The sequence below is a fragment of the Kitasatospora sp. NPDC041917 genome, from assembly GCF_055589745.1.
Window position 1 is genome coordinate 58494 of record NZ_JBVJBI010000032.1, and the last position, 21956, is coordinate 80449.

A 21956-nucleotide genomic window follows, 5' to 3' on the forward strand; every position below is an offset into this window, starting at 1 on the left:
GAGCGGTGCGGTCACGAGCGGTGCGGTCACGAGCGGCGCCGGGGCGGACGACGCCGGGTCCGGCGGCGCGCGGAGCGGCATGCGGATCGACGTCGTCACGATCTTCCCCGAGTACCTGGAGCCGCTGGACGTCTCGCTGGTCGGCAAGGCCCGCGCCCGCGGCCAGCTGGACGTGCACGTCCACGACCTGCGCGAGTGGACCCACGACGTGCACCGCACGGTCGACGACAGCCCGTACGGCGGCGGCCCCGGCATGGTGATGAAGCCCGAGCCGTGGGGCGAGGCGCTGGACGCGGTGATCGACGGCGGCCCCGAGGGGCAGGTGCCCACCCTGATCGTCCCGACGCCGAGCGGGCGACCGTTCACCCAGGAGCTCGCCCAGGAACTGGCCGGGCGCCCGTGGCTGGCCTTCACCCCCGCCCGGTACGAGGGCATCGACCGCCGGGTGATCGAGGAAGCGGCCACCCGGATGCCGGTGGTCGAGGCCTCGATCGGCGACTACGTGCTGGCCGGCGGCGAGGTCGCCGTGCTGGTGATGGTCGAGGCGATCGCCCGGCTGCTGCCGGGGGTGCTAGGCAACGCCGAGTCCCACCGCGACGACTCCTTCGCGCCGGGCGCGATGGCCGACCTGCTGGAGGGCCCGGTCTACACCAAGCCCGCCGAGTGGCGCGGCCGGACGGTGCCGGACGTGCTGCTCAGCGGCAACCACGGCAGGATCGCCCGCTGGCGCCGCGAGCAGGCCTTCGCCCGGACCCTGGCGAACCGGCCCGACCTGGTCGAGCGCTGGCAGTACGGAGCCTTCGACAAGAAGGAGCGGGAGGCGCTGAGCATCCTCGGCCTGGCCTGGGACGAGCGGCTCGGCCGATTTCGGTCCGTGGCCGGTGATGTGGAAGAATAGGCGGCTGTTGTCTGTCGCTGGTTCCCTTCCTTAGGGGACACGTGGACCGGCGCCCTCGCCACGGGGGGATCGTCGTCAGCCGATGCGGCCCGCAGCAAACCCCATTGTGACGATTTTCCGTGGGCGGCCCGTGGCGCCTGCGATGGAGAGCAACATGAGCAACAAGCTCGCTGCTGTCGACGCGGCCTCGCTGCGTAGCGACATTCCGGCCTTCCGCGCCGGTGACACCCTGAAGGTTCACGTCCGGGTCATCGAGGGCAACCGCTCCCGTGTCCAGGTCTTCCAGGGCGTCGTCATCCGCCGCCACGGCGCCGGTATCGGTGAGACCTTCACCGTCCGCAAGGTCAGCTTCAACGTCGGCGTGGAGCGCACCTTCCCGGTGCACACCCCGGTCGTCGAGAAGATCGAGGTCGTGACCCGCGGTGCGGTTCGCCGCGCCAAGCTGTACTACCTGCGTGACCTCCGCGGCAAGGCCGCGAAGATCAAGGAGAAGCGCGACCGCTGATCCACCGGCCCCCGGCCTCGCCGGGGATCGGAACGCTCCGAGGGGGGCGAACGACCGCAAGGTAAGCTCACCCCCCGATGAGCACGCACGAACCACCCGCGGACCGCGACGGCAGTCCCGCACCCACCGGTGCGGACTCGCTGTCGCGGTCCGCGGTCGTTTCCGGGAGCGGTGCCGCCGGGGTCGACGACGACGGGGGTGCCGCGGCGGGTGGTGTCCACGGCCCGGAGGCTGTCGCGGGCCCGGCGGCCACCGGCGGGCCGGCGGCCACCGGCGGGCCGGAGCATGCCGAGGTACCGGAGCGCACTGAGGCACCGGAGCAGGCCGAGGGCCCTGAACGCGTCGGGGAACGGACGGGCGGCTGCGGAGACGACGGACCGGAGCAGGACGAGGAGCCGGGGCACTCGCGTTCGCGCGACCTGCTGCTGGTGGCCGGGATCTGCCTGACAGCCCTGCTGCTGGTGAACGCCTTCGTCGCGCGTCCGTTCTCGGTGCCCTCCGGGTCGATGGAGGAGACCCTGCGCCCGGGCGACCGGCTGGTCGCGAACCAGCTCGCCTACGCCTTCGGCGGCCACCCCCGCCGGGGCGACGTCGTGGTCTTCGACGGGACGGGCTCCTTCCTCCGGGAGTCGGCGAAGCCGCCCGGCTTCTGGGACGGCCTGCGCTCGTTCGCCCAGGACCTCGGTCTGGCCCCGGCCGGGAACACCGTCTACGTCAAGCGCGTGATCGGCGTCGGCGGGGACCGGGTGACCAGCACCGGCCCGGGCGCGCCGATCACCGTCAACGGCGTGCCGATCGACGAGACCTCCTACCTGTCCCCGGGCGACGACCCGTCGAGCGTGGCTTTCGACATCGTCGTGCCCGCCGGCAAGCTGTGGGTGATGGGTGACCACCGCAGCGCCTCTCGGGACTCCCGCGACCACCTCGGCGAGCCCGGCGGCGGCTTCGTGCCCGAGGCGAAGGTGATCGGCAGGGCGGACTGGGTGGTCTACCCGTTCTCGCGCTGGACCGGCCTGGACCGGCCCGCGGCCTTCGCCCCGACTGCGGGGACGGGTGGTCATGGGGACCAGGGGTAGGGGACGGCTCGCCGACCGTCCGGCCGCCGGGGGAGCGGCGACCGCGGAACCGGGGCAGGACGGCGGGGCCGGCTCGGGGCCGACCGGTGCCCCGCCGACACGCGGCCGGGCCGAGCGCCGTCGCAGTGCCCGCAAGGCGGCCGGTCGGCGCAAGCGCTCGCTGGTGCGTGAGGCGCCTCTGATCGTCCTGGTGGCCCTGCTGGTGGCGCTGGTGATGAAGACCTTCCTGATCCAGGTGTTCGTGATCCCCTCGGGCTCGATGGAGCAGACCATCCAGATCGGGGACCGGGTACTGGTCGACAAGCTGACTCCCTGGTTCGGCAGTGAGCCGCAGCGCGGCGACATCGTGGTGTTCAAGGACCCGGGCGGCTGGCTGGAGCGCGACCGGAAGCCGTCCGGCGACGGCCCGGTGCTGGGCGGGGCCAAACAGGTGCTGACCTTCGTCGGACTGCTGCCCTCCGACAACGAGCAGGACCTGATCAAGCGGGTGATCGGCGTCGGCGGGGACACCGTCGAGTGCTGCGACGCACAGGGGCGCCTCAGCGTCAACGGTCGTCCGGTGGAGGAGTCCTATCTCGCGCCCGGCAACCCGCCGTCCCGGCAGACCTTCAAGGTGCAGGTGCCACAGGGACGGCTGTGGGTCATGGGCGACCACCGGGACGTCTCCGCCGACTCCCGTTTCCACATGGGCAATCCGGGCCAGGGGACGGTCCCGTTGAGCGACGTGGTCGGCCGCGCGTTCGTGATCGCCTGGCCGCTGGACCGTTTCCATCAACTCGATGCGCCAGGTTCACTCTCCTCTCTCGCCCGGATGCCGCAGGCCGGCGGAACTGCCGCGGAGCCGGTGGGCGTTGGGCCGGTTCCTGCGGAACCCCCGCTCGTTATGGGTGTGTTGGGCATCCTTCCGTTCGTCGCGCGCAGGTCGGGGCGGCCTCCGGAGTGAGCAGCGCCGGCCGTCGACCGGACGGGCCTCGCGTGTGGGACCGCGAGCCGGATGCCTGGGAGTGATAGAGAAGTGCAGGTGCGGCCGGGAGTGGTCCCGGCCGTGTGCCGAGGCCGTGCTGGTGTCGGGGGAGTCCGCGGTGGGCAGCCCTGAGGCGTTCATGGTCGTGGTGAGCGTGGTGCCCGCTGTGCGGCACTCTGAGCGCGGGCGCGCGGGCGTCCGCACAGCAGGGAGGAGACGTTGTGGGGGATTTGGTGATCGGCGCCCGATCAGGCGCCGGAGAGCCCGAGGGCCCAGGTCGTCGGGCGGACCGGTCCGCCGAGTCCGCGGCCTCCTCGGCCTCGGTCGAGGACGCGGCGGCGCAGACCGCTGACGGGCAGGGTGCCGGCTCGGAGGACTCCCCGGACTCCTCGCGCGCGGGGGCCGAGTCCGCGGACGGATCGGAGTCGGAGGCTCCCTCCAAGCCGCGAAAGCCGCGCTCGTTCTGGAAGGAACTGCCGATCCTGGTCGGCATCGCGCTGATCCTCGCGCTGGTGATCAAGACGTTCTTCGTCCAGGCGTTCTCCATTCCGTCGGAATCGATGCAGAACACGCTGCAGGTCGGCGACCGCGTCCTGGTGGACAAGCTGACCCCGTGGTTCGGGGCCGAGCCCGAGCGCGGTGAGGTCGTGGTGTTCCACGACCCGGGCGGCTGGCTGAGCGACGAGCCGACCCAGCAGAGCAGCAACGCCTTCCTCCGGGGCGTGCAGGACGTGCTCAGCTTCGTCGGTCTGATGCCCTCCGCCAACGAGAAGGACCTGATCAAGCGGGTCATCGCGGTCGGTGGGGACACCGTCGAGTGCGAGGGCGAGGGGCCGGTCAAGGTCAACGGCGTCGCCCTCAACGAGCCGTACGTCTACCCGGGCAACACCCCCTGCGGTGACCACCCCTTCGGCCCGGTCAAGGTGCCCAAGGACCGGATCTGGGTGATGGGTGACCACCGTGCCAACTCGCTGGACTCCCGTTTCCACATGGACCAGCCGGGTGGCGGCACCGTCCCGGTGGACAACGTGATCGGGCGCGCGTTCGTGGTGGCCTGGCCGATCAGCCACTGGTCCACGCTGCCGGTGCCGGAGACCTTCGACCAGAAGGGCCTGGCGGCGGCCGCGCCGATGGCGCCCCCCGTGGCCGGTGCGGTGGGGGCCGTCGCCCTGCTCCCGCTGGTCCGTCGGGTGCGGGGCCGGGCGGAGCACCGCAAGGAGTCCTGAGCTCCACCGGATCGTGTTCCGCCGGGTTGGCCCCGGCTCTTGCGCGGGCCGTGGTACCGACGAGTAATCTGCTCGGACGTGCCACGGCCCGTCGGCTTTTCCGCCCGTGCCTCCGGCGTGCCAGTGGTGTTCTCCGGTCGGCCAGAGGTGGACGGTGTCGATGAGCAGTGTCGTGGAGCAGACGGTCGACCGCCCTCCGGTACCCGCCCGTGGGCGCCGCGGGGCCGCCGCGGTGCTCCAGGGCGTCGCCCTGGCGCTGGGGCTGGTGCTGATGGTCGGCGGCTTCGCCCTGATCGCGATCGACTACCGGCCGTACAAGATCCCCACCGCCTCGATGCACCCGACCCTGCGCGCCGGCGACACCGTGCTCGCCCGCAAGGTCGGCGGCGGCGACATCGGGCGGGGCGACGTGGTGGTCTTCCGGGACCAGGCCTGGGGCGGTGAGCTCATGGTCAAGCGGGTGGTCGCGGTCGGCGGGGACACCGTCGCCACCACCGGGGCCGATTACCGGCTGACGGTCAACGGGCAGCCGGTGGACGAGCCCTACCTCGCGACGCAGGGCCGCCAGGGCGCTTCGTTCAGCGTGACCGTGCCGCAGGGCCGGCTGTTCCTGCTCGGCGACAACCGGATGGGCTCGCTCGACTCCCGCACCCACCTGGAGGTCGACGACGGGACCGTCCCGGCCGAGGCCGTCGAGGCCAGGGTCGAGGCCACGGTGCTGCCCTTCGGCCGCATGGGCCTGCTCGACCGGGTCACGGACTTCGACGGCTTCGCGGGCCCGAAGGCCTCGAAGCCGGGGCCGCTGGGGCCCCTCGCCGCCGCCGCCGTTGCGGGCGCGGCGCTGATCCTCGTGACCTCGGTGGTGGGCGGGGTGGCGGGTCTGGCCCGCCGGCTCCGGGGGCGCGGCGCCTGAGCGGGACCGTCGCCCGGCGGGCCGCTCTGCCGAACATCGCCCCGGACGGCCGCGGCGGGTGGCAGGATCGGTAGCGCCACCGATGCGGACGGAAGGAGCGTGGAGCGCTGCCATGACAGCACGGCGCCGCAGGGCGGCGCGGATCCTGCTGCTGGACGGGCTGGACCGCATCCTCCTCTTCCTGGGGGCCGATCCGGCCACCCCGGGCGAGACGTGGTGGTTCACGCCCGGAGGCGGCTTGGAGCCGGGGGAGGACGTGCGCGGGGCCGCCGAGCGGGAGCTCGCCGAGGAGACCGGCTTGCGGGGTGTGGACCTGGGGCCCTTGGTGGCGTACGGCACGGTGTCGTTCTCCTTTCAGGGACAGCGCTACGAGCAGGAGCAGTGGTTCCACCTGGCCCGGACCACGGAGACGGGGCTGGACCACTCGGGCATGGGCGCCGACGAGCACGCCCAGTTGCTCGCGGCGCGCTGGTGGACGGTCGAGGAACTGAGGGGGACCGCCGAGACGGTCTATCCGCCCGGTCTGGCGGACTTCCTGGAGCGGCTGCTGGCCGAGGGCCCGCCGGTGGATCCGGTACGGCTCTGACCGTGGGTGCGGTGGTCCACAATGGGTGGACGCGACAAGTTGAGGGGACGCCTGGATGAGTGCCGAAGATCTCGAGAAGTACGAGACCGAGATGGAGCTCAAGCTCTACCGGGAGTACCGGGACGTCGTCGGCCTGTTCAAGTACGTGATCGAGACCGAGCGACGGTTCTACCTCACCAACGACTACGAGCTGCAGGTGCACTCGGTCCAGGGCGAGGTGTTCTTCGAGGTGTCGATGGCGGATGCGTGGGTCTGGGACATGTACCGGCCGGCCCGGTTCGTCCGCAAGGTCCGGGTGCTGACCTTCAAGGACGTGAACATCGAGGAACTCGCGAAGAGCGACCTGGAGCTGCCCTCGGACGAGTCCGGCTTCGGGAACTGACGTTGAACGACTCCGTCCCGCGTTGTCCAGCCGATTTCGGGAGGAACGGGGCTTCTCACTCCTGCGGGTGACAAAAGTTGTCCACAGGCCCGGGTTGTCCACAGGGACAGGGAATTCCCGGGCCTCGGCGCGCACCTTGGTGCAGCCTCCTCGGCGGAGGTGGTCACCATGCAGCACACCGTCGTGCAGGACCAGGCAGTACCGGACACGGCCGCAGCCGGGAAGGCCCCGCGGGCGATCCCGGAGCGCAGCACCAAGAACGGGCTCGGCCGCTACGGGGAGCGGGTCGCCGCCCGCCGCCTCACCGAGGCCGGGCTCCGCATCCTGGACCGCAACTGGCGTTGCGTCGAGGGCGAGCTGGACATCGTCGCCCTCGACGGCGACACCGTGGCGGTCTGCGAGGTGAAGACCCGCTCCGAGCGGGGGTTCCAGCAGCCCACCGAGGCCATCGACCGGGCCAAGGCCGCCCGACTGCAGCGCCTGGCCGAGCGCTGGATGGCCGAGCGCTGGCCCGGTCACTTCGCGGAGTTGGCCGGGCCCGGCTACGACCCGGGGCCCACCGATCCGCAATGGCCGCCCGCCCCACCGGGCGGAGTGCGGATCGACCTGGTCGCGGTGGTCAACCGGGCGCGGGGTGCGGCCCTGGTCGACCACCTGCGGGGGGTGGTCTGAGATGGCCTTCGCCCGTACCTGTTCCGTCGCGCTGGTCGGCGTCGACGGAGTGATCGTCGAGGTCCAGGCCGATCTGGAGCCCGGGGTGGCGGCGTTCACCCTGGTCGGCCTGCCCGACAAGGCGCTCACCGAGGCCCGCGACCGGGTCCGTGCCGCGGTCGTGAACAGCGGCGAGGCCTGGCCGCAGCGCAAGCTGACGGTCGGCCTCAGCCCCGCCTCGGTGCCCAAGAGCGGCAGCGGCTTCGACCTCGCGGTCGCCTGCGCCGTGCTGGCCGCCGCGGAACGGCTCGACCCCGCCGCCATCGCCGACCTGTTGATCATCGGCGAGCTGGGGCTGGACGGCCGGGTGCGGCCGGTCAGGGGGGTGCTGCCGTCGGTGCTGGCCGCCGCCGACGCGGGGTACGAGCGGGTCGTGGTCGCCGAACAGACCGCGCCCGAGGCCTCGCTCGTTCCCGGGGTGACGGTGATCGGCGTCCGCAGCCTGCGCCAGCTCGTCGCCACCCTGACCGGCGCGGAGGCGCCGGAGGACCCGCCCGACCCGATCGGCGGCCGGCCGGATCCGCTGATGGCCGGTCTGATGCTGCCCAGCGCGGGGGTGCGGGGCCTGCCCGACGACCGGGCGGCCCGGCTCGACATGGCCGATGTGGCCGGCCAGTACGAGGCCCGGCGGGCCCTGGAGATCGCCGCTGCCGGAGGCCACCACCTCTACTTGAAGGGCCCACCGGGGGCGGGCAAGACGATGCTGGCGGAGCGGCTGCCCTCGCTGCTCCCGCCGCTGACCCAGAAGGAGGCACTGGAGGTCACCGCCGTCCACTCGGTGGCCGGGCTGCTCCCGGCCGGGCGTCCACTGATCGACACCGCGCCCTACTGCGCTCCGCACCACTCCACGACGATGCCGGCCATCGTCGGCGGCGGCAGCGGTCTGCCGAGACCGGGGGCGGTCTCGTTGGCCCATCGGGGCGTGCTCTTCCTGGACGAGGCGCCGGAGTTCCCGGTCCGGGTGCTCGACGCGCTGCGCCAGCCGCTGGAAGCGGGCGAGGTGGTGATCGCCCGCTCGGCCGGCTCGTTGCGGCTCCCGGCCCGCTTCCTGCTCTGCCTGGCGGCCAACCCCTGTCCGTGCGGCCGGTACTCGCGGCGGGGCGAGGGCTGCGAGTGCACCCCGGCCATGGTCAGCCGCTATCAGGGGCGGCTCTCCGGGCCGCTGCTGGACCGGGTCGACCTCCAGGTCCAGGTGGCCCCGGTGACCAGGGTCGAGCTCATGGAACGGGACACCACGGCGGAGACCACCGAGACCGTCGCGGCCAGAGTGCTGGCCGCGCGTGAGCGGGCGGCGGCCCGGTTGGCGGACACCCCGTGGCGGACCAACGCGGAGGTGCCGGGCCACGAACTGCGCACCCGCTGGCAGCTCGGGCCCGGCGCGCTCAACGACGCCGCGCGGCAGTTGGAGCGGGGGCTGCTGACGGCCCGGGGCCTGGACCGGGTGCTCCGGGTCGCCTGGACGGTCGCCGACCTCGCCGGACGCGACCGGCCGGACCAGCGGGACGTGCGCACCGCGCTGGTCCTGCGCACCGGCGTGGAGCACGGACTCCCGCTGGCCGAGCGGGTCCTCGGCCGGTGCGGCGGAATCCCGGCACAGCGCGACAGTCCGGAGGACGGCTGGTCCGCGACGCCCAGGACGCCCGGGGCGCTCGACGACCGTTCGCGGAACCAGAAGGGTGAGGCATGAACCAGCTGCTGAGGCAACCTCGAATTCCCGGCGCGGCCGAGGCCGTGGCCGGTGCCGCAACCAACGACGGGCCCGAGCCCGAGCGCCTCGCCCGGGTGCTGATCGGCCGGCTCAGCGAACCGGGGGACGCGGTGGTCGGCCGGTGGCTCGGCCAACTCTCCGCCGTCGACGTGGTCGAGGCGATCCGGGACGGGACGGTGCCCGACCATCCCGGACTGGACGCCACCCGACTGGCCGGGTACCAGGCGCGGCTCCCGGGCCTGGACCCGGAGATGGACCTGAAACGGGTACGGGACGTCGGTGGACGGTTCATCATTCCGGGGGACACCGAGTGGCCCAGCCAACTCGACGACCTGGGTGACGGACGTCCGGTCGGGCTCTGGGTGGCGGGTACCGGCTCGCTGCGGCTGCTCGCGCTCCGCTCGGTCGCGCTGGTGGGCTCCCGCGCCTGCACCGCCTACGGCGCCCATGTCGCGGGGGAGCTGTCGGCCCAACTGGCCGAGCGCGGCTGGATGGTGGTCTCCGGAGCGGCCTACGGGATCGACGCGGCCGCACACCGCGGGGCACTCGCGGTCGGCGGAATGACCGCCGCCGTGCTCGCCTGCGGCGTCGACGTGGCCTACCCCAAGGGCAACGCCGAACTGATCCGGCGGATCGGCGTCCAGGGTCTGCTGGTCAGTGAACTCCCGCCCGGGGAGCACCCGAACCGCTTCCGCTTCGTCCTGCGCAACAGGGTCATCGCGGCGCTCACCCGGGGAACGGTGGTGGTCGAGGCGGCGGTGCGCAGCGGCGCCCTGAGTACGGCCAGACGGGCGCGGGACCTCAACCGTCACACCATGGGCGTCGCGGGCCCGGTGACCTCGGCCTTCTCCGCCGGGGTGCACGCCCTGATCCGCAGCGGAGCCGCCGTCCTGGTCACCGACGCGGCCGAGATCACCGAGCTGATCGGGGCGATCGGGGACGATCTGGCACCGCAGCGCAGCGGTCCGGTGCTCCCGCGCGACCTGCTGGAGCCGGCGGTCGCCCGGGTGCTGGAAGCCGTACCGGCGACGCCGGAGGGCGCCCCGGTCGAGCGACTGGCCCGGCAGTCCGGTCTCCCGCCGGACGAAGTCCTTCAACGGCTCTACGAGTTGGGCTCGCTCGGCTACGTGGAGCGGCACGGCGCGCACTGGCGCGTGGTGCGCAGGAGGTGATCGCCGGAACGGAGAACGCGCTCGCGTCGAGGGAACGCACGTCGGAGCCGCCCTGCTGACCTGCCGATCCGTTCTCCTGTTCGTCGCCCGGATCCGGTGTGCGAACGCCACCGGATCGGGGGACGACCGAGTGGCGGTAGCGCTTTGCAGTGAGTCGGTCACGCTACGCTCCACATGCCTTCCCTATCAGCACATGACTCGGCAGAACGGCGCAGACCAACGCATGCCCACACACATTCCCGGACACAGAGTGACCGGTGGCGCTCGGTCCTCGGGAGGGCCGCGGACCGAGAGGCGCCCCGTGCCCGACTTCCCGGCCAAGTCGGCGGGGACGATGGGAGGCCTGTCGCGCCAGGGCGGGCGGCCGGCGGTGGCGCCCCAGCCTACGGACGCGGCCCGGGGTGCCGAGCCGGTCCAGGGCGCGGACGCGGCAGGCTCCGCCGGCGCGCCTGCCGGTGCACCCGCCGGGGTGCCCCCCGGCGCGGGAGTGGCCGGTGCGCCCCGGTCGTCCGGTAGTGCGTCGGGCAGGAGCGCCGTCTCCCCGGCCTTCGCCTCGCCGGTGTCGCCGCCCCACCGGGAGAGGGCGGCGGACGGAGGTCAGGGGCAGGACGCCCGGGAGGCCGCGGCCCAGGGCCGCACCGCGCTCGAGGAACTCTGGCGCTCCTACAAGGAGAGCGGGGACCAGCGGCTGCGGGAGCAGCTGATCCTGCACTACTCACCGCTCGTCAAGTACGTGGCGGGGCGGGTCGGGGTCGGTCTGCCCTCCAACGTGGAACAGGCGGACTTCGTCTCCTCGGGGGTCTTCGGGCTGATCGACGCGATCGAGAAGTTCGACATCGGCCGCGCCATCAAGTTCGAGACCTATGCGATCAGCCGCATCCGCGGCGCGATCATCGACGAACTGCGTGCCCTGGACTGGATCCCGCGCTCGGTACGGCAGAAGGCGAAGGCGGTCGAGCGGACGTACGCGACGCTGGAGGCCCGGCTGCGCCGGACGCCGCACGAGCCGGAGGTCGCGGCCGAGATGGGCATCGCGATCGAGGACCTGCACGCCATCTTCAGCCAGCTGTCGCTGGCCAACGTGGTGGCGCTGGACGAACTGCTGCACCCGGTGGGGGAGGGCGGCGACCGGCTGAGCCTGATGGACACCCTGGAGGACCACGGCGCGGACAACCCGGTCGAGGTGGCCGAGGACCGCGAACTGCGCAGGCTGCTGGCCCAGGCGGTCAACACCCTCCCCGAGCGGGAGAAGACGGTGGTGACGCTCTACTACTACGAGGGCCTCACCCTTGCCGAGATCGGACAGGTGCTGGGGGTGACGGAGAGCCGGGTGAGCCAGATCCACACCAAGTCCGTCCTCCAGCTGCGCGCCAAACTGTCGGACATCCGATAGGGCGTCGGCGCCCGGGCGTCGACACCTGGCCGCCGGAAGCCGCGCGTGGGGCCCGGGCATCTTTCCGATGCGCGGCGCCGTACCGGCCGGAGGTATGGCTCCGTAGAGTGGGAGCGTGCCGAAGATCCGAGCGGCCACGGTGGCCGAGCATCGCCAGCTCCAGCGCGCAGCGCTTCTCGATGCTGCCCGCATCCTGCTCACCGAGGGTGGCATGGAGGCCCTGACCTTCCCCGCACTCGCGACGCGCACCGGGCTGGCGCGCTCCTCGGTCTACGAGTACTTCCGCTCCCGCGCCGCCGTGGTCGAGGCGCTCTGCGAGGTGGACCTCCCGCTCTGGGCAGCCGAGATCGAGGCCGGTATGGAGAGCTGCGACACCGCCGTCGAGCGGATCGAGGCCTACGTCCGCGGCCAGCTGGCGCTGGCCGCCGACCCCCGGCACCGGGCGGTGGTGGCGATCTCGGCACTGGAGCTCGACGAGGCCGCGCGCGAGCGGATCAGGGCCGCGCACGGCAGGCTGGCCGGTCTGGTCGGCCGGACACTGGAGGACCTCGGCCACGCGCAGCCCCGGCTCGCCGCGGCCCTGGTCCAGGGCGTCGTGGAGGCGGCAACCCGCAGGGCCGAGCAGGCCACGGCCAGAGGCCGCACCGGCTGTGCGACCGAGAGCCCCGAGGAGATCGCCGACGCCGCCGTCGCGATGGTGCTGCACGGACTCGTCCACCCCGGAACCTGAACCTGAACCTGGCCCGGTCCCGGGCCTGACCTCGGCCCCGGTCCTACCCGTCCGTGCCTCTCAACGGCAGCAGTCGCGCCGTGCCCGCGCCGAACAGGGCCAGCGGGTCCAGGTAGCGGCTTCCGCGCAGCAGCCCCCAGTGCAGGCAGTCCCGCCCGGCGCAGTGGCGCCTGTCCGGAGCGAGCAGCCCGATCGGCTGTCCGGCGGCCACCGGGGTGCCGACCGGGACAGTGCCGGCAACGGGCAGGTAGGTGGTCCGCAGTGGGGGAGTGCCCGAACCGGGATGGGCGACGGTCACCACCGGCCGCCCTGCCACCAGTCCGGAGAAGGCGACCACTCCGGGAGCCGCCGTCCGGACCTCCACCCCCGGCTCGGCGGCGAGGTCCACCCCCCGGTGCCCGGCGGCCCAGACCTTCGCCGGCGGCTCGAAGCGGCCCAGCACCCCGCCCGGCCCGCCCACCGGCCAGGCGCGCGCTCCACCCCACCCGGCCCCGCCACCCGAGCCCGGGGGGTCGGCCGCACCCGTGCGTCCCGAAACCCCGACGGCGCCCGACGCCCCCGAGACGCCGACGGCGCCAAAAGCCCCCGCCGGCCTGAGCGCGAGCACGAGAACCACCGTCATCACCTTCACCACCACGGACACCCCGTCGAACCACCCGCGACCAGTCATGCCCGCAGGCTCGCCGCCCGGTCTCCCCAGCACCACCCGCATTCGGATTCCTGTGGACAAACCGTCCTCGCGCCCGACCGCCATCCCCCTGACGGGTGTACGAACGCCACCATCCGGTGTACAAGCGGCCCGCCGCCGACGGACCGCGTGCCGGCCGCCGCCTGACCCGAGCCCGCGCCTGCCCCCGAGCCCGCACCCGCCATCGCGCCCGCCCCGCTCGCACCCCCCCGCTCGCACCCCACCCCCGCGCCCTGTCGCACGCCCACCCCCGGCTCCGCTCCCGCAGCGGCCCGTGGACCCCGGCCCGGCCCCGCACCGACCTCGCCGCACCCCCACCGGGACCCCGCCGCACCCCCACCGGGACCCCGCCGGAGCCCCGCCGCACCCCCACCGAAACCCGTCCACCCCGGCCGTTCTCCGGGCTCCCCCCAGGTCTTCGGCGGGCCCCCGGCCACGCGTGGAGTCGCTCGCGCCTCGGCGCTTCCCGTACACTTCACACGCGACCCGGTCCACCGGGTCGACTTCGCACGCCCCGCCACCGGCGGTCGGACGCGGTTCGTCCGCAGCCCCGCCAGGTGCGAGTGCCGCTCGGTCCGCCGAGCTCGACCGGCCCCCGGGCCGGGAGGGTTCAAGCGGCTCGGCACGTTCGGGGCGTCAGGCGTGGCTGTCACCTGGCCGCCACGGACAAACCGAGCCTGACCCGGCTGTGGGCGATCGCTGCGAGGCAGTGCCGCCGCCGGGCCGTAACACCAAGGAGCACGGCAATGGCCGTCGTCACGATGCGGGAGCTGCTGGAGAGCGGCGTCCACTTCGGTCACCAGACCCGCCGCTGGAACCCGAAGATGAAGCGCTTCATCATCACCGAGCGCAACGGCATCTACATCATCGACCTCCTGCAGTCGCTGAACTACATCGACCGCGCCTTCGAGTTCATCAAGGAGACCGTTGCCCACGGCGGCAGCGTCCTCTTCGTCGGCACGAAGAAGCAGGCCCAGGAGGCCATCGCCGAGCAGGCCACCCGCGTGGGCATGCCCTACGTGAACCAGCGCTGGCTCGGCGGCATGCTGACCAACTTCTCGACCGTCTACAAGCGCCTCCAGCGCCTGAAGGAGCTCGGCGAGCTGGACTTCTCGGACGTGGCCGGTTCCGGCCTGACCAAGAAGGAGCTCCTGGTCCTCCAGCGCGAGCACGACAAGCTGGAGAAGACCCTCGGCGGTATCCGCGACATGCAGCGCGTTCCCAGCGCCGTCTGGATCGTGGACACCAAGAAGGAGCACATCGCGGTCGGCGAGGCCCGGAAGCTCAACATCCCGGTCGTCGCCATCCTCGACACCAACTGTGACCCGGACGAGGTCGACTACAAGATCCCGGGCAACGACGACGCGATCCGCTCCGTCACCCTGCTGACCCGCGTGATCGCCGACGCCGTGGCCGAGGGTCTCAAGTCCCGCGCCGGTGTCGCCAAGGGCGACGCCAAGGCCGAGCCGGGTGCCGACCAGCCGCTGGCCGCCTGGGAGAAGGACCTCATCGAGGGCGAGAAGAAGGCCGAGGAGGCCCCCGCCGCCGCCGAGGCCCCCGCCGCCGAGGCGCCCGCCGAGGCGCCCGCCGAGGAGGCCCCCGCGGCCGAGGCGCCGGCCGAGCAGGCCTGACGTACCAAGGGTGAGGGGCACCCGCCGGTACGAAGCCGGCGGGTGCCCCTCTCTCCCGCGCCGGGACCGGACCATCGGTCCCGGCGCCACTCCACGCAGACACGCGAGACGCGAGAAGAGATTCACACCATGGCGAACTTCACCGCCGCGGACGTCAAGAAGCTCCGTGAGCTCACCGGCGCCGGCATGATGGACTGCAAGAAGGCCCTGGACGAGGCCGAGGGCAACGTCGAGAAGGCCGTCGAGCTCCTGCGCATCAAGGGCCAGAAGGGCGTCGCCAAGCGCGAGGGCCGCGACGCCTCCAACGGCGCCGTCGCCGCGCTGATCGCCGAGGACAAGAAGTCCGGCGTCCTGGTCGAGCTGAACTGCGAGACCGACTTCGTCGCCAAGGGTGACAACTTCGTCAAGGTCGCCGACGCCATCGCCGCCCACGTCGCCAAGACCGCCCCGGCCGACCTGGACGCCGCCCTGGCCTCCGAGATCGAGGCCGGCAAGACCGTCCAGCAGTTCGTGGACGAGGCCAACGCGACCCTGGGCGAGAAGATCGTCTTCCGCCGCTTCGCCCAGTTCGACGGTGACGGCTTCGTCGCAGTCTACCTGCACAAGACCAGCCCCGACCTGCCGCCGGCCGTCGGCGTCCTGGTCGAGCTGGACAAGGAGAACGCCGAGGTCGCCAAGGACGTCGCGCAGCACATCGCCGCCTTCGCCCCGAAGTACCTGTCCCGCGAGGACATCCCGGCCGAGGACATCGAGAACGAGCGCCGCGTCGCCGAGGCCACCGCTCGCGAGGAGGGCAAGCCGGAGGCCGCCCTGCCGAAGATCGTCGAGGGTCGCGTCACCGGCTTCGTGAAGGAGTTCTCCGTCCTGGAGCAGGCCTTCGCGAAGGACAACAAGAAGACCGTCGCCAAGGTCCTCGAGGAGAACGGCGTCACCCTCAAGCGCTTCGCGCGTTTCCGCGTCGGCGCCTGAGCCACGTTCCACCTGGTCCCCGGCCCCTTTACGCTGGGAACCGCCCCCGCCCGCTGATCGGGGCGGGAGGAACGCCGAACGGGCTCACCCCGCGCCTATCCCCAACGGGCGGGCTCGCGTCGGCACCATGAACGACGAGGAGGCCATTGCCGTGCAGGACACCGAACCGGTTCCCGCGGCAGTGGCCTCCTCTCGTGTACGCGCAGGCGGGGCATCCGCACACCCGCGCCTGTGACCAGTAGGTGCAAAAAGGAGAAGTCCATGCAGGAGACGCAGGAGACCGCGCAGGACCCCAGGGACGGCTCGCGCCGCCGGGTGCTGCTCAAGCTGTCCGGTGAAGCCTTCGCCGGTGGCGGCGGGCTCGGCGTCGACCCGGACGTCGTGCACGCGATCGCCCGGGAGATCGCCACCGTCGTCCGTGCCGGTACCGAGGTCGCGGTGGTCATCGGCGGCGGCAACTTCTTCCGGGGCGCCGAGCTCCAGGTCCGCGGCATGGACCGGGCCCGCTCCGACTACATGGGCATGCTCGGCACCGTCATGAACTGCCTGGCGCTGCAGGACTTCCTGGTCAAGGAGGGCATCGAGACCCGGGTCCAGACGGCCATCACCATGGGCCAGGTCGCCGAGCCGTACCTGCCGCTGCGGGCCGTCCGGCACCTGGAGAAGGGCCGTGTGGTGATCTTCGGCGCCGGTATGGGCATGCCGTACTTCTCCACCGACACCACGGCCGTCCAGCGCGCCCTGGAGATCCACGCCGACGTCCTGCTGATGGGCAAGAACGGCGTGGACGGCGTCTACGACTCCGACCCGCGGACGAACCCGGACGCGGTCAAGTTCGACGCGCTGGAGTACTCCGAGGTCATCGCACGCGACCTCAAGGTCGCCGACCTCACCGCGATCACGCTGTGCAAGGACAACAACCTTCCGATGCTGGTCTTCGAACTGCTGGCGGAGGGCAATATCGCGCGCGCGGTGAAGAGTGAGAAGATCGGCACACTCATCAGCCAGGATTCTGTCCGGGCCTGAGCAGCAACCAGCCGTACTGGACGGCGCCGACGCCGGGACCGGCCACCGCGCCGACACCGGTCGGGACAACAGCAGATGAACCGGACAGGGAGACCACAGTGATCGAAGAGACCCTCCTCGAGGCCGAGGAGAAGATGGAGAAGGCCGTCGGCGTCGCCAAGGACGACCTCGCGGCCATCCGCACCGGCCGTGCGCACCCGGCGATGTTCGCCAAGATCGTCGCGGAGTACTACGGCGCCGTGACGCCGATCAACCAGCTGGCCTCCTTCTCGGTGCCGGAGCCGCGGATGGCGGTCGTCTCGCCGTTCGACAAGACCGCGCTGAAGGCCATCGAGCAGGCGATCCGCGACTCCGACCTGGGCGTCAACCCGTCCAACGACGGCTCGATCATCCGCGTGGTGCTGCCCGAGCTGACCGAGGAGCGCCGCCGGGAGTTCATCAAGATCGCCCGCACCAAGGGCGAGGACGCCAAGGTGTCGATCCGCGCGGTGCGCCGCAAGGCCAAGGACGCCATCGACAAGCTGGTGAAGGACGGCGAGGTCGGCGAGGACGACGGCCGCCGCGCCGAGAAGGAGCTCGACGACACCACGGCCAAGTACGTGGCCCAGGTCGACGAGCTGCTGAAGCACAAGGAAGCCGAGCTGCTCGAGGTCTGATGAACGACGCCCCTGACGCCCCCGGCTACTGGGGCCCGTCCGACCAGCAGTTCCAGCCCCACCATCCGGCGCCGCACCCGCAGGCCGCCCGTACCCCGGCCCATCCGGTGCCGGGGTACGGCGCGCAGCCGGCGCCGGCCCAGGGACACCCCGGCCACCCGGGCGGCCACGCCGTGCCCCCGGGTGCGCCGGGCGTCGCCCACGGGGCGCCGGGCCTCCGTTCGGATCAGTCGCAGCAGCCTCCGGTGTACTGGGGCGGCGACGCGGAGGAGACTCAGGTCATGCCTCCCGTGCCGGCCGAGCCCGGTCCGCCGCCCGGCGCGCCCGCCCACGGCCGGTCCGCCGTCCACGGTCGGCCCCCGGCCCACGGCCGGACCGCCACCGGTGGCCCGGCCGGGCCCGCCGAGGGGCAGGGCAGGGAGTCCGGCCGGCTGAACGGCCCGCTGTTCCGGGAGGATCAGCCCGAGCCGGCGCCGCCGGGCGTGACGGAGACGGTCGTGCTGCGCGCGATATCCGACGACGTCCCTCCCGCCCCCGGCCGCGGCACCCCGCCGCACCCGGGGGCACCGGTGCATCCCGCGCCGCCGGCGAACCACTTGGCGGCCGGGCAGCCCCACTTCGTGCCGTCGTCCCACCCAGGGCAGGAGACACCCGTGGCCGCCCAGTCCGCCCCGCAGCCGCAGCCGCGCAAGCAGCGCGGTGGCCGTAACCTCCAGGCCGCCATAGGCGTGGGCGTCGGCCTGGGGGCGGTGATCGTCGCCTCGCTGTTCGTGGTGAAGGCGCTGTTCCTGGTCGTCGTGATGGCCGCGGTCGCGGTCGGCGTCTGGGAGCTGACCAGCCGGCTCTCCGAGCGCAAGCAGATCAAGGCGCCGCTGATCCCGCTGGTCGTGGGCGGCGTCGCCATGGTCGCCACCGGTTACTGGTCCGGCATCCAGTGGGCGGCCGCCGCGCTGGCGCTGACCGGGCTGGCGGTGATGGTCTGGCGGATGGCCGAGCCGCCGGAGGACTACCTGCGGGACATAACGGCAGGCGTGTTCACGGCCTTCTACGTGCCGTTCCTGGCCACCTTCGTGGCGATGATGCTGGCGGCCGACGACGGCCCCCAGCGGATCGTGCTCTTCCTGATCGTGACGATCTGCAGCGACACCGGCGCGTACGCGGTGGGCTACAAGTTCGGGAAGACCAAGCTGGCCCCGACGATCAGCCCGGGCAAGACCCGCGAGGGCCTGGCCGGCGGCATCGCGCTGTCGATGCTGGCGGGCGCGCTGCTGATGCAGCTGATGATCGACGGCGGCAGCTGGTGGCAGGGCCTGATCCTGGGCGGCTGCGCGGCGGTCACCGCGACCCTGGGCGACCTGGGCGAGTCGATGATCAAGCGGGACCTCGGGATCAAGGACATGGGCACGCTGCTGCCCGGCCACGGCGGCATCATGGACCGGCTGGACTCGCTCCTGCCGACCGCCCCGGTGGTCTGGCTGCTGCTGGCCGCGTTCGTCGGCAGCTGACCGGCGCGTACGAGACGTACCAGGGAGGGCCCCGGACGCCTGGCGTCCGGGGCCCTCGCGCGTCTGCGACACTGGAACAACCATGCCTAAGCCCGGAGAACTCACCTTTGTCGCGCCGCGCGGCGCAAAGCCCCCGCGACACCTCGCCGACCTGAGCCCCGCCGAGCGCAAGGAGGCCGTCGCCGAGCTGGGCGAGCAGCCGTTCCGCGCCAAGCAGCTCTCCAACCACTACTTCGGCCGGATGTCGAACGACCCGGCGAGCTGGACGGACATCCCCGCCGCCAGCCGGGAGAAGCTCACCGGGAGCCTGCTGCCCGAGCTGATGTCGGTGGTCCGGCACGTCTCCTGCGACGACGACGCCACCCGCAAGACGCTCTGGAAGCTCTTCGACGGCACGCTCGTGGAGTCCGTGCTGATGCGCTACCCGGACCGGGTCACCATGTGCATCAGTTCGCAGGCCGGCTGCGGCATGAACTGCCCGTTCTGCGCCACCGGCCAGGCCGGTCTGACCCGCAACCTGTCCACCGCCGAGATCGTCGAGCAGATCGCCGCCGGGATGCGCGCGCTCAAGACCGGGGAGATCCCGGGCGGCGAGGCGCGGCTGTCCAACGTGGTCTTCATGGGCATGGGCGAGCCGCTGGCCAACTACAACCGGGTGCTGGCCTCGATCCGCCGGCTGACCGACCCGGCGCCGGACGGCTTCGGCCTGTCCCAGCGCGGCATCACGGTCTCCACCGTCGGTCTCGTCCCGGCGATGCACCGCTTCGCCGACGAGGGCCTCAGCTGCCGCCTGGCGCTGTCGCTGCACGCCCCGGACGACGAGCTGCGCGACGAGCTGGTGCCGGTGAACACCCGCTGGAAGGTCGCCGAGGTGCTGGACGCGGCGTGGAACTACGCGGAGAAGTCCGGCCGCCGGATCTCCATCGAGTACGCGCTGATCAAGGACATCAACGACCAGGCCTGGCGGGCGGACCTGCTCGGCCGGCTGATCAAGAACCGTCGGGTGCACGTCAACCTGATCCCGCTGAACCCGACCCCCGGGTCCAAGTGGACGGCCTCCCGGCCCGAGGACGAGCGCGAGTTCGTCCGCCGCCTCCAGTCGCACGGCGTGCCGACGACCGTCCGCGACACCCGTGGCCAGGAGATCGACGGCGCCTGCGGCCAGCTCGCCGCGGCGGGCTGAGGCCCGCTCCGGGAGACCGCTACCGGAGTCCGGCGGCCGCCAGTGCGGCGGTCGCCCCGCCGGTCAGCAGCAGCGTGCTGCCCACCGCGAGGGTGCGCAGCGCCACCGCGCCGAACAGCAGTCGGGGCGAGGTGCCGAGGCGCAGCAGCGCGTGGGTGACCCCGCGTCGGTCGGTACGGACCTCGGCGAGCCGGTTGACCACCGCGGCGGCCGCGCAGCCGAGGACCAGGCAGGCCTCGACGGCGGGCAGCGCGTCGGCGCTGTCGGGCGTGCCGATCCAGTAGCGGACGGTGGTGAGCACCAGCGCGACGGCGAGGGTGAGCACGGCCAGCGGCGCGCCGAGCCGGCGGGCCTGGGCGGTGAGGCCGCGCCCGGCCAGCAGCCGCAGCGGGGTGGGCCGCCCGACGGCGAGCAGCCGCCCGGCCCAGGCCAGCAGCGGGCCGGTGAGCAGCGCGAGGCCGAGCGCACTGGCGGCCCAGCCGAAGAGGGCGGCGGTGCTGGTGGAGCCGAGCCCGGCGGGCAGGTGGATCGGACGGCCGTCGACGGCGGCTCCGGGCCGCAGGGCGATGAGTTCGAGCGCGGCGCCGATCACGCCCAGCCCGGTCGCGAGGGCGATCCGCCAGACGCCGAAGCCGGTCGGGGCGGGGGTGCGGCCGCCGGGCAGGGTGTCGGTGACGGAGACCGCGCAGGCGGCGGCGCCGGCGGCGGTGAGCGGGACCAGGGCGAGCAGGGTGAGGGGCGCGGCGGGCGGCAGCGGCACGCCCATGCCGAGGTCGGCGGCGAGCGCGGGTCCGGCGACGTCGTTGCGCAGCACCAGGAAGAGCAGCAGGGTCAGCACGCTGCCGAGGGTGCAGGCGAGTGCGACCTCGCCGGCGATCAGCGTCCGGATGCGGCGGGAGCCGGCCCCGGCGGCGGTGAGGCCGGCGATCCGCTCGGGCCGGCGGGCGGGCACCGCGCGGGCGGCGACGGCCGCGAACCAGGCGAGGGCGGCGAGCGGGGGCAGGCACCAGAGCAGCCGGACCAGCGGGTCGGCGCCGCCGATCTGCTCGCTCATCGCCCGGCCGAGGGAGCGCAGCAGGAAGGCGGCGACCACGGCGGCGGCCGCTGCGGTGAGCAGCCAGCGGCCGAGGTCGGGCACCCGGTAGCCCCGGGCCAGACGGAGATAGAACACGTCGACCCTTTCAGCGGCGGGTGGCCGTGACGGCGGGCGCTCCGGCGGCCCCGGGGGCGGTGATGCCGCGGGGGACGGGTGCGGCGGGGGCGGTGAGCCGTCCGTCGACGAGGGCGACGGCGCGGTCCGCGAACCGGACGAGCTCGGGGTCGTGGGTGGCCAGGACGAGGGTGAGCTGGTGGGACCGCGCCGCGCTGGTCAGTATCCGCATGACCTGGTCGGCGGCCTCGCGGTGCAGCGGGGCGGTGGGGTCGTCGGCGAAGACGACGGGCGGCAGCGGGGCCAGGGCGCGGGCGACGGCGACCCGCTGGCGGTGGCTCTGGAGCAGGCGCTCCGGCCGCAGCCGGGCGCAGTCGCCGACGTCGAGGCGTTCCAGCCACTCGTCGGCGGCGGTGTAGGCGGCCTTGTTGCCGGCCCCGGCGAGCAGCAGCGGCAGCGCGACGTTCTCCCGGGCGGTCAGTTCGGGCACCAGGTGGGGCTCGGAGCCGACGAAGCCGAAGCGGTCGCGGCGCAGCCGTTCGCGGCCGGCCCGGGCGAGGGTGTGCACGGGGGCGCTGTTGAACCAGACCTCCCCCTCGTCGACCGGGAGCTGCGCGGAGAGGCAGTCGAGCAGGGTGCTCTTGCCGGAGCCGCGCGGGCCGGTGACGGCGAGCACCTCGCCCTCGCGGACGCCGATCGAGATGCCGCGCAGGGCGGGGGTGCCGTCATGGGACTTGACGATCCCTCGGGCCCACAGCACGTCGTTGTCAGGCGGTGCCGCTGACATGAGGATCCATCCTGGGTGGCCGCAGGGATATGACAGTCGTCAGATTAGAACGACGGGGGCTGGTCGCGGTGGCGGCGCTCTGGTCCATCACGGGCAA

The 21956-nt window shown here is 73.0% G+C and carries 22 protein-coding genes; 19 read left to right on the forward strand and 3 right to left on the reverse strand.

Annotated features, from left to right (window positions below):
* Positions 1-79 precede the first annotated feature (79 nt).
* The 13 genes from trmD to ACZ6EM_RS30320 all read left to right on the forward strand — a co-directional run bounded on the left by trmD (position 80) and on the right by ACZ6EM_RS30320 (position 12264).
* Complete coding sequence (gene trmD / locus ACZ6EM_RS30260; RefSeq protein WP_401048424.1) at positions 80-898, forward strand: tRNA (guanosine(37)-N1)-methyltransferase TrmD; 819 nt, start codon at positions 80-82, stop codon at positions 896-898.
* A gap of 154 nt (positions 899-1052) precedes the next feature.
* Entirely contained in the window at positions 1053-1403 is a 351-nt protein-coding gene (gene rplS, locus ACZ6EM_RS30265; protein ID WP_030306736.1) for a 50S ribosomal protein L19, read from the forward strand.
* Positions 1404-1480: 77 nt separating this feature from the next.
* Positions 1481-2479 carry a signal peptidase I gene (gene lepB / locus ACZ6EM_RS30270; protein ID WP_465773706.1) on the forward strand — a complete coding sequence of 333 codons (999 nt, stop codon included), beginning with the start codon at positions 1481-1483 and terminating at the stop codon, positions 2477-2479.
* Between the two features lie 190 nt (positions 2480-2669).
* Positions 2670-3422: a signal peptidase I gene (gene lepB / locus ACZ6EM_RS30275; protein ID WP_465773707.1), complete on the forward strand. Its 753-nt coding sequence runs from the start codon at positions 2670-2672 to the stop codon at positions 3420-3422.
* A gap of 242 nt (positions 3423-3664) precedes the next feature.
* Positions 3665-4669, forward strand: coding sequence for a signal peptidase I (gene lepB / locus ACZ6EM_RS30280; RefSeq protein ID WP_465773708.1), 1005 nt, complete (start codon positions 3665-3667; stop codon positions 4667-4669).
* A 160-nt stretch (positions 4670-4829) separates the two neighbouring features.
* Positions 4830-5582 carry a signal peptidase I gene (gene lepB, locus ACZ6EM_RS30285; protein ID WP_380633069.1) on the forward strand — a complete coding sequence of 251 codons (753 nt, stop codon included), beginning with the start codon at positions 4830-4832 and terminating at the stop codon, positions 5580-5582.
* 112 nt (positions 5583-5694) lie between these two features.
* Entirely contained in the window at positions 5695-6168 is a 474-nt protein-coding gene (locus ACZ6EM_RS30290; protein ID WP_380543377.1) for an NUDIX hydrolase, read from the forward strand.
* Between the two features lie 55 nt (positions 6169-6223).
* The gene (locus tag ACZ6EM_RS30295) at positions 6224-6550 is read left to right on the forward strand and encodes a DUF2469 domain-containing protein (RefSeq protein WP_030056781.1); all 327 of its coding nucleotides are present in this window, start codon (positions 6224-6226) and stop codon (positions 6548-6550) included.
* A gap of 168 nt (positions 6551-6718) precedes the next feature.
* Entirely contained in the window at positions 6719-7222 is a 504-nt protein-coding gene (locus ACZ6EM_RS30300; RefSeq protein ID WP_387693677.1) for a YraN family protein, read from the forward strand.
* A 1-nt stretch (position 7223) separates the two neighbouring features.
* On the forward strand, positions 7224-8948 hold the full coding sequence (locus ACZ6EM_RS30305) for a YifB family Mg chelatase-like AAA ATPase (protein ID WP_465773709.1): 1725 nt from the start codon (positions 7224-7226) through the stop codon (positions 8946-8948).
* The gene (gene dprA / locus ACZ6EM_RS30310; protein ID WP_465773710.1) at positions 8945-10141 is read left to right on the forward strand and encodes a DNA-processing protein DprA; all 1197 of its coding nucleotides are present in this window, start codon (positions 8945-8947) and stop codon (positions 10139-10141) included. The genes ACZ6EM_RS30305 and dprA overlap by 4 nt, the downstream gene beginning before the upstream one ends.
* Before the next feature lie 559 nt (positions 10142-10700).
* Complete coding sequence (gene whiG / locus ACZ6EM_RS30315) at positions 10701-11534, forward strand: RNA polymerase sigma factor WhiG (RefSeq protein WP_401051450.1); 834 nt, start codon at positions 10701-10703, stop codon at positions 11532-11534.
* 139 nt (positions 11535-11673) lie between these two features.
* Complete coding sequence (locus tag ACZ6EM_RS30320) at positions 11674-12264, forward strand: TetR/AcrR family transcriptional regulator (protein WP_465773718.1); 591 nt, start codon at positions 11674-11676, stop codon at positions 12262-12264.
* A gap of 43 nt (positions 12265-12307) precedes the next feature.
* Here ACZ6EM_RS30320 and ACZ6EM_RS30325 read toward each other — a convergent pair whose 3' ends face one another.
* A complete protein-coding gene (locus ACZ6EM_RS30325; RefSeq protein WP_465773711.1) occupies positions 12308-12934 on the reverse strand; it encodes a peptidoglycan DD-metalloendopeptidase family protein in 627 nt (208 codons plus the stop codon).
* Between the two features lie 764 nt (positions 12935-13698).
* Between ACZ6EM_RS30325 and rpsB the strand changes: the two genes are divergently transcribed.
* The 6 genes from rpsB to rlmN all read left to right on the forward strand — a co-directional run bounded on the left by rpsB (position 13699) and on the right by rlmN (position 19922).
* Complete coding sequence (rpsB, locus tag ACZ6EM_RS30330; protein WP_401048734.1) at positions 13699-14583, forward strand: 30S ribosomal protein S2; 885 nt, start codon at positions 13699-13701, stop codon at positions 14581-14583.
* 129 nt (positions 14584-14712) lie between these two features.
* Positions 14713-15552, forward strand: coding sequence for a translation elongation factor Ts (gene tsf, locus ACZ6EM_RS30335; RefSeq protein WP_189923571.1), 840 nt, complete (start codon positions 14713-14715; stop codon positions 15550-15552).
* Positions 15553-15813: 261 nt separating this feature from the next.
* Positions 15814-16578, forward strand: coding sequence for a UMP kinase (pyrH, locus tag ACZ6EM_RS30340; protein ID WP_329929692.1), 765 nt, complete (start codon positions 15814-15816; stop codon positions 16576-16578).
* A gap of 98 nt (positions 16579-16676) precedes the next feature.
* A complete protein-coding gene (gene frr / locus ACZ6EM_RS30345) occupies positions 16677-17234 on the forward strand; it encodes a ribosome recycling factor (protein ID WP_359900627.1) in 558 nt (185 codons plus the stop codon).
* Positions 17234-18739, forward strand: coding sequence for a phosphatidate cytidylyltransferase (locus ACZ6EM_RS30350; RefSeq protein ID WP_465773712.1), 1506 nt, complete (start codon positions 17234-17236; stop codon positions 18737-18739). Before frr ends, ACZ6EM_RS30350 begins: the two co-directional genes overlap by 1 nt.
* 82 nt (positions 18740-18821) lie before the next feature.
* A complete protein-coding gene (rlmN, locus tag ACZ6EM_RS30355; RefSeq protein WP_359900630.1) occupies positions 18822-19922 on the forward strand; it encodes a dual-specificity RNA methyltransferase RlmN in 1101 nt (366 codons plus the stop codon).
* A 19-nt stretch (positions 19923-19941) separates the two neighbouring features.
* Here the strand turns inward: rlmN and ACZ6EM_RS30360 are convergent, their stop codons facing one another.
* Both ACZ6EM_RS30360 and ACZ6EM_RS30365 read right to left on the reverse strand, forming a co-directional pair.
* On the reverse strand, positions 19942-21093 hold the full coding sequence (locus ACZ6EM_RS30360) for a hypothetical protein (protein WP_401048729.1): 1152 nt from the start codon (positions 21091-21093) through the stop codon (positions 19942-19944).
* A 10-nt stretch (positions 21094-21103) separates the two neighbouring features.
* Positions 21104-21859 carry an ABC transporter ATP-binding protein gene (locus tag ACZ6EM_RS30365; protein WP_452180948.1) on the reverse strand — a complete coding sequence of 252 codons (756 nt, stop codon included), beginning with the start codon at positions 21857-21859 and terminating at the stop codon, positions 21104-21106.
* Positions 21860-21956 lie beyond the last annotated feature (97 nt).

Coding starts and splice junctions, on each gene's coding strand:
- ACZ6EM_RS30300 (WP_387693677.1), top strand. CDS start 6,719: ATGCAGCACACCGTCGTGCAGGACCAGGCAGTACCGGACACGGCCGCA.
- lepB (WP_465773706.1), top strand. CDS start 1,481: ATGAGCACGCACGAACCACCCGCGGACCGCGACGGCAGTCCCGCACCC.
- ACZ6EM_RS30305 (WP_465773709.1), top strand. CDS start 7,224: ATGGCCTTCGCCCGTACCTGTTCCGTCGCGCTGGTCGGCGTCGACGGA.
- tsf (WP_189923571.1), top strand. CDS start 14,713: ATGGCGAACTTCACCGCCGCGGACGTCAAGAAGCTCCGTGAGCTCACC.
- ACZ6EM_RS30325 (WP_465773711.1), bottom strand. CDS start 12,934: ATGACTGGTCGCGGGTGGTTCGACGGGGTGTCCGTGGTGGTGAAGGTG.
- lepB (WP_380633069.1), top strand. CDS start 4,830: ATGAGCAGTGTCGTGGAGCAGACGGTCGACCGCCCTCCGGTACCCGCC.
- trmD (WP_401048424.1), top strand. CDS start 80: ATGCGGATCGACGTCGTCACGATCTTCCCCGAGTACCTGGAGCCGCTG.
- ACZ6EM_RS30290 (WP_380543377.1), top strand. CDS start 5,695: ATGACAGCACGGCGCCGCAGGGCGGCGCGGATCCTGCTGCTGGACGGG.
- pyrH (WP_329929692.1), top strand. CDS start 15,814: ATGCAGGAGACGCAGGAGACCGCGCAGGACCCCAGGGACGGCTCGCGC.
- ACZ6EM_RS30295 (WP_030056781.1), top strand. CDS start 6,224: ATGAGTGCCGAAGATCTCGAGAAGTACGAGACCGAGATGGAGCTCAAG.
- ACZ6EM_RS30350 (WP_465773712.1), top strand. CDS start 17,234: ATGAACGACGCCCCTGACGCCCCCGGCTACTGGGGCCCGTCCGACCAG.
- rlmN (WP_359900630.1), top strand. CDS start 18,822: ATGCCTAAGCCCGGAGAACTCACCTTTGTCGCGCCGCGCGGCGCAAAG.
- ACZ6EM_RS30365 (WP_452180948.1), bottom strand. CDS start 21,859: ATGTCAGCGGCACCGCCTGACAACGACGTGCTGTGGGCCCGAGGGATC.
- dprA (WP_465773710.1), top strand. CDS start 8,945: ATGAACCAGCTGCTGAGGCAACCTCGAATTCCCGGCGCGGCCGAGGCC.
- rpsB (WP_401048734.1), top strand. CDS start 13,699: ATGGCCGTCGTCACGATGCGGGAGCTGCTGGAGAGCGGCGTCCACTTC.
- rplS (WP_030306736.1), top strand. CDS start 1,053: ATGAGCAACAAGCTCGCTGCTGTCGACGCGGCCTCGCTGCGTAGCGAC.